The sequence below is a fragment of the Methanospirillum sp. genome (genome assembly GCF_028679455.1).
Lineage (GTDB): Archaea > Halobacteriota > Methanomicrobia > Methanomicrobiales > Methanospirillaceae > Methanospirillum.
Genome location: NZ_JAJRBM010000223.1, coordinates 1 through 6,566, shown reverse-complemented (window position 1 = coordinate 6,566; position 6,566 = coordinate 1). Strand labels below are relative to the sequence as shown.

Genomic DNA, 6,566 nt, shown 5'->3' with positions numbered 1-6,566 from the left:
TTTGGCAAGGTTGTTCCTACCAATGCGAATATGGCAGACCAGGATACTGCAGGCCCACATTATCCGACTGCAACGAATGTTGATGCAAAATCTGATCAACTCTCGCTGGAAGATCTTGAAAAACAGGGAAAAGGATTGTTTGCACTGGGTCTGTATGACTACGCAGCCTCAGCATACAAAGCAGCAGTGCAGAAATCGGGATCCAATCCGGAGGTACTGGCAACATACGGCAACATTCTGAGCGGCCTTTCACGCTGGGAAGAGGCAAAGAATGTATATAATCAGTCACTGGCATTAAAACAGGACAAGGATGTACTGAACTCGTATGGAGGAGTACTCATCCAGTTGAAGAAATATGATGCAGCTCTCGAAGCATTCAACAGATCCATCTCACTGGAAGGAGCAAACCCAGGTGCTATGGTAGGTTCGGCCCGTTCATATACCGGATTAAAACTTACAAACGAGTCTGCAGATGCATACAAAAGATCTCTGGATCTGGATGCATCCCAGCCATCAGTCTGGAAAGAGTACGGAGATGCTCTTGCTGTTATAAACAAGAGTTCCGAAGCGATCACGGCATATGAAAAAGCTATCTCCCTGGGAGTTTCAGGGGCAGATCTTTACATAAAGTACGGAGAAGCACTTCGGAAATCAGGGAAAAACGGTGAAGCTGAAGCAGCAATGGCAAAAGGCAGAAGTATGCAGGGGGCATTATATTCATCAATTAGTGATAGCGTCCCCAGATGCACAGCTGGCGGGGCGATGGGTTGAGGGAAATCCCATCATGCTATTTTCTGACAGAACGTTAACCCGGTGATTGTTGGACGCTGTCCATCAGATACATTACCCATCGCCCACAAACGGATAAGAAATGCCCTTGTCCGATCCACTTCCCAAAAATTATGAATATCGCGAGGTTGAGGCGCGATGGCAGCAGATCTGGAAGGATGAAGATCATTACTTTCAGGCAGACTCAGAAAAGCCGCAATTTGTCATTGATACTCCACCGCCATATCCGACCGGTGAGTTCCACATAGGGAACGCATTTAATTGGTGCTATATCGATTTTATCGCCAGATACAAACGGATGAAAGGGTATAATGTGATGTTCCCCCAGGGATGGGACTGTCACGGCCTTCCGACCGAGGTTAAAGTCGAAGAGACTCATAAGATCACCAAAAATGACGTTCCCCGCCAGCAGTTCAGGGAGATGTGTCGTACTCTTACCATCGGTAACATCGAAAAAATGCGTGCTTCGATGCGCCGCATGGCCTTCTCTATTGACTGGTCCCACGAGTATATCACGATGATGCCGTATTACTACGGCAAAACCCAACTCTCGTTTTTACGGATGATGAAGGCTGGTCAGATCTACCAGAGTGATCATCCGGTAAACTTTTGTCCCCGTTGCGAGACTGCGATCGCATTTGCCGAGGTCAATTACAGTGATCGCACAACCTCACTGAACTTCTTCAACTTTGACGGAGTCGAGATCGCAACAACCAGACCTGAACTGCTCGCTGCATGTGTTGCAGTAGCTGTTCACCCGGAAGACAAGCGATACGCAGGAAAGAAGGATACAAGTCTGAAGGTCCCTATCTTTGGTCATGAAGTATCGATCATTACCGACGAGGCAGTTGATCCTTCATTCGGTTCCGGAGCGGTGATGATCTGTACCTTTGGTGACAAGCAGGATGTCATCTGGTGGAGGATGCACAACCTCCCTCTGCGCAAGGCCATCGATAAAACCGGAAAGATGACAGATATCGCAGGTAAATATGCGGGAATGACCACGAGAGACTGTCGCAAGGCCATTCTTGCCGACATGGAGGAGCAGGGGATCCTTATCAGGCAGCAACCGCTTGAGCAGCGGGTGGGAACCTGCTGGAGATGCAAAACTCCCATCGAGATCCTTTCAGAAAATCAGTGGTTTGTCAGGATCCCTCATGAAGCAGCGCTGAAGGCCGCAAAAGAGGTGAAGTGGTACCCCGAGCACATGTTCCTGCGGATGGAGAACTGGATCGAACAGATGGAGTGGGACTGGTGTATCTCACGCCAGCGCCTTTTTGCCACCCCAATACCCGTCTGGTTCTGCAAGGACTGTGGTGAGGTGATAATCCCTGAAGAAGCGGAGCTCCCTGTTGATCCTACGGTGGATCAACCAAAGAAACCGTGCCCCAAATGTGGTGGCACCTCCTTTGCCCCTGAAACTGATGTGCTTGATACCTGGATGGACTCATCAATATCGGTGCTTCATGTGACCGGATGGGATGGAAGTCAGAAGACACCCCCGCTTTTCCCGGCACAGATACGCCCACAGGGACATGACATCATCCGGACGTGGGCATTTTATACGATTCTCCGTGCGGTATCACTTACCGGAGGGAAACCGTGGGAACAGATCCTGGTCAACGGGATGGTGCTCGGGGAAGATGGCTTCAAGATGAGCAAGAGTCGTGGTAATGTCACGGTTCCTGAAGAGATCCTGAGTCAGTACGGAGCAGACTCCCTGCGTCAGTGGGCTGCTGCCGGAGCTTCGACCGGGTCAGATATCCAATTCAACTGGAATGATGTGGTCGCTGCAAACCGGTTCCTGACCAAGATGTGGAACATTTCGCGGTTTGCCCTGATGCAACTCTCGCGTGAATCTTACCACGAAAAGGCACCGGTCACTGCTCTCGCAGATCGTTGGCTCCTAGCAAGACTGGATCAGACAGTACGGGAGGTATCCGATGCCTTTGAGACATATCTGTTTGACAAAGGTCTTCGTGCGATCAGGGAATTCGCCTGGGATGTCCTCGCTGACAACTATATCGAGATCGTCAAAGGGAGACTGTATGGAGGTGCCGGCAGAGATGGAGCCTGCGTAGCGATTCAGACTGCATTAAATTCCCTCTGTCGGATGCTTGCTCCCTACACTCCTTACTTTGCAGAAGAGGTCTGGTCAGCAGCGTTTGAAGGTTCAGTGCACAAACAACCCTGGGTAGACTTTGCCTATACCGATCAACAGGCCCTCGCCGATGGTCAGATGCTGGTCCGTATCGTGACTGAAGTCCGCAGATATAAGCATGACAAAAATCTTGCCTTAAATGCTCCGCTAGGTACTGTTACCGTGTACACTCCTGACATCATCGATGATGCCGGAGATGGCAGTCTTGCTCTGAACTGTACTCTGCAATTCAGGGCAGGAAAGCCTGAACTCAAACAGATCGTATCAGGAGTATCCTTTGCAATGGGAATCATTGGTCCGGCACTTCGCGGTCAGGCAAAAGCATTCATGCAGGCAATTGAGGCATTACCCAGGGATCAGTTGATTCAGTTGCCAAAAATGGTGACGGTTGGTACTGAAGAGATACCAATCCCTGAAGGCTCCGTAATTCCCCAGATGTCATACACCGTTGCCGGGGCTGCAGTTGAGATCATCACCGCACAGGATGATCTGATCATCACGGTTGAACAGAAAATGTGATTTAGAACAAACCGGAGATCAGGAATTAACCCAGATCTCACATCATCTTTACATAAACCGATGATACTATGCCTGAATTAATTCACTCTAATCCCTGCCGGAAAATTAATCTCTTCCATCCCATCTTCATACTTATTATTTTTTTTATCATCATATCCGGGGTGAAAATTCTGTGTTCAGCCCTTATTACCAGCCCGCAGATTTTTGCAGATGAACTGGCATATGACACACTGGCAAAACAGATCTATAGTGGTGCCTTACTCACCAGCCATCTTCCCTATCCACCGGGACCATTTTCTCCAGGTTATTCATTCTTTGTTAGTTTTGCATACCTGCTTTCTCCGGATAAATATGCAGTATATCACTACGCACTCATTATCAATGCATTTCTGACAACAACAATCATCTTTCCGGCTTATTATCTCCTTAAACCAGTTACCTCCCGTGCAGTTGCAGTGAGCGGTGCATTACTGGTAACCCTCTTGCCGGCAATAACCATGAATACCTTTTTTCTTATGAGCGAGGCGTTATTCATACCTCTTACCCTTTTCTCGGTTTTGTTTGTGCAGAGATCACTATCGACAAACGAACCCGGGGTTTGGGATGTCCTTGCAGGATTATCAGTATTTGTTCTCTTCTTCACCCGTGCTACGGGTATTTCAATGGTAATTGGATTGGCAATTGCAGTAATCTGGTTTTTGAAATCCAACCGGTTTCAGATTGAAAATCCCACGATTACCAAACTAACTCTTCTTGCAGGCCCGGGGATTATGTTGTACCTGGTATGGATAGTCGATCAATTGCTCATGAAGGGAGCCTTACCAGCAGGTTACAGTATCAGTTACTATAGCAACCTGGTATCAGATGCGTTGATACATGATCCTGGGCATCTCATCTACGTAATCCTTGAACACCTCGATTACCTGCTGCTTGGATCATTCGTAATTTTCCCACTTCTCGCCCTCATGTATTGGTACTCAGCAATACGTTCTCCAGGGGGAGGAGCCATTCATGAAAACCGGAATAAAACCGGTATCGAAGAGGATCAATCACCACCGATATCAGGAATTTTTTATTGTACGGTAACATCACTCATTCTCTTTCTATTCACGATTGCCCATATGTGCAATCTCTCTTATGATTATTCGATATGCGGGAGGTATCTTGATGCGGTGATTCCACTCATCATCATCGGGGGGATCATCGGACTGAACCAACAGATATCTACCGGAAATTCACTTCGGTTTCTGAAGATTGCTACAGTATATCTTATCTTCACCTGGATTATCACCAATTATTCCATGCTCCCATTTGCCCACCAGCCGAATAATAATGCTGCAATTTTTTACCTATATACGTTGACAGCAGCGTATATTGTGCCATATCTTTCAATTCTTCTTGGGATAGTTTTGGTAATCCTTACTGCCGTTATCATCAGGATGCAGAAGGGAATGACACTCTTGATGATCCTGATCATCATCATCGCCGCATTCTGTTCTTTGTCGATATCAATCTGGGATATTAAAACAACCAAAGAGTACGGGTCCCTTCTTCCGTTCTGTCAAAGTGTCAATCAACTGGATACAAACTCTAAAGAGATTCTCTGGGACACCGCATCAGAATCAGATTCATGGGATCGGATGGTATATTATACCCTGAAATTCTGGCTCGGAGATCGGGTAACCGAACTACCCGAGGGATCCAAACCCCCCAAAGACGGATGGCTGATTACCAAGAAAACGAACGAAAAACCGGTGATACAATACAAAGATTACCTGGTTGTGCCGATGAAGGGAACTACCTCACCGTCCTCATCCGTTTCGTAATCTCACCACCAACAAATTTCAGAATCACATCAGGGGCAAGGGTCGCATCTATGATCACAAATCTCCCGGGTTCAGCTTGAGCTCGGTCGAGAAAGATCTGCTGGACCCTGGTAAGCACCTCACTATTCTCAAAATGTTCTGTTGAGCCCCTTTTTTCTATCCGTGCAAGTGCAACCTCCACCGGAAGAACCAGCAGGAACGTCAGGTCAGGCATGATGGTCCAGCCATTATGGACTTCAGTAAGCCATCTGACAGGATCAGGAAGAAATTCCATTAACGTGACTTCCTGGTATGCAAACCTGCTGTCAATATACCGGTGTGAAATCACCAGTTTTCCTTTGGCAAGAGCTGGTCGCACCACCTCACCGAGATGAGCAGCATGATCAGCAACAAAGAGAAGAGCTTCTGCTATCGGATCACTCTGTTCTGCAATGGCCCGACGCACCTGATCCCCAATCCAGGTAGCGCCAGGTTCCTGTGTCATCACCGGGGAGAACTCATGGAGCAGTTTCCCCAGTGAGGCATGGAGAGTGCTCTTTCCACACCCATCAATCCCTTCCAGGGTTATCAGCACAGGTATCCACTCCTGATCAGGTCAACCGGGACTCTACCGGTGTGTAATGCAGTCGCGATAATTGCTCCATCAAAACCACAGGAAGAAAGAGTCGCAAGATCTTCCATGCCCGCAACACCACCACCCCAGAATAATTTCCCAGAGTATGATACTCTGCATCGATCCAGAAACAAAGAGTCCAACCCACGTCGGGTCCCGACACCCCCAATATCAAGCAGGATACATCCATCAAATTTCGATCGGTCTGCAGCTTGAAGCACCATGAGGGGATCTCCTCCATCAGGGATAACCTTACCATCTTTCATGTCAACCGAGAGGAATCCTCCTGAGAATTTTGAAAGATCTGATCCCACAGTTTCAGTCCCGATGATATTGATGACCCGGGGACAAACCAGTACATCATCAGGAGACCTGCAACCCCGATCGAGAAAAAGAGTACCCACCAGTTCAGAGAGTGCGGGCACCAGGGAGTCATGACTCCCGACACCGGTGATCCGATCCAGATCAGCGACATACAAATACCGCGGTCGTATCTCCTGCAGGTACCGGATCGGTTCAGCAGTAGAGGCAAGAGGAGTAGAAATAGGACGATACTCATCCCTTCTCCCACTCTTACCATGGACAATTCTGCCACTTTTCAGGTCTGCTGCAAGGATGAGGTCCATATCAAACGTAATCACTATTTAGATACCAGTTG

5 protein-coding genes are annotated in these 6,566 nt (G+C 48.0%); 3 read left to right on the top strand and 2 right to left on the bottom strand.

Annotation, left to right across the window (positions count from 1 at the left end; all coding sequences use genetic code 11):
• The 3 genes from LUQ50_RS07270 to LUQ50_RS07260 form a co-directional block, all read left to right on the top strand.
• On the top strand, window positions 1-771 hold a 771-nt coding region (locus LUQ50_RS07270; protein ID WP_300038378.1), incomplete at its 5' end, for a tetratricopeptide repeat protein.
• A gap of 100 nt (window positions 772-871) precedes the next feature.
• Complete coding sequence (locus LUQ50_RS07265; protein ID WP_300038375.1) at window positions 872-3,469, top strand: valine--tRNA ligase; 2,598 nt, start codon at window positions 872-874, stop codon at window positions 3,467-3,469.
• A gap of 68 nt (window positions 3,470-3,537) precedes the next feature.
• Window positions 3,538-5,295, top strand: a complete 1,758-nt coding sequence (locus tag LUQ50_RS07260) for a glycosyltransferase family 39 protein (protein WP_300038372.1) — start codon at window positions 3,538-3,540, stop codon at window positions 5,293-5,295.
• On the opposite strand, the gene tmk is transcribed toward LUQ50_RS07260, so the two are convergent.
• Entirely contained in the window at window positions 5,267-5,869 is a 603-nt protein-coding gene (gene tmk, locus LUQ50_RS07255) for a dTMP kinase (protein WP_300038369.1), read from the bottom strand. The two genes, LUQ50_RS07260 and tmk, sit on opposite strands and share 29 nt — an antisense overlap.
• Complete coding sequence (locus LUQ50_RS07250) at window positions 5,863-6,534, bottom strand: HisA/HisF-related TIM barrel protein (protein ID WP_300038366.1); 672 nt, start codon at window positions 6,532-6,534, stop codon at window positions 5,863-5,865. The genes tmk and LUQ50_RS07250 overlap by 7 nt, the downstream gene beginning before the upstream one ends.
• Window positions 6,535-6,566 lie beyond the last annotated feature (32 nt).

What these genes read in the sequence shown, in the direction of transcription:
- LUQ50_RS07265 (WP_300038375.1), top strand. Translation starts at nt 872, where the DNA reads ATGCCCTTGTCCGATCCACTTCCCAAAAATTATGAATATCGCGAGGTT.
- LUQ50_RS07260 (WP_300038372.1), top strand. Translation starts at nt 3,538, where the DNA reads ATGCCTGAATTAATTCACTCTAATCCCTGCCGGAAAATTAATCTCTTC.
- LUQ50_RS07250 (WP_300038366.1), bottom strand. Translation starts at nt 6,534, where the DNA reads ATGGACCTCATCCTTGCAGCAGACCTGAAAAGTGGCAGAATTGTCCAT.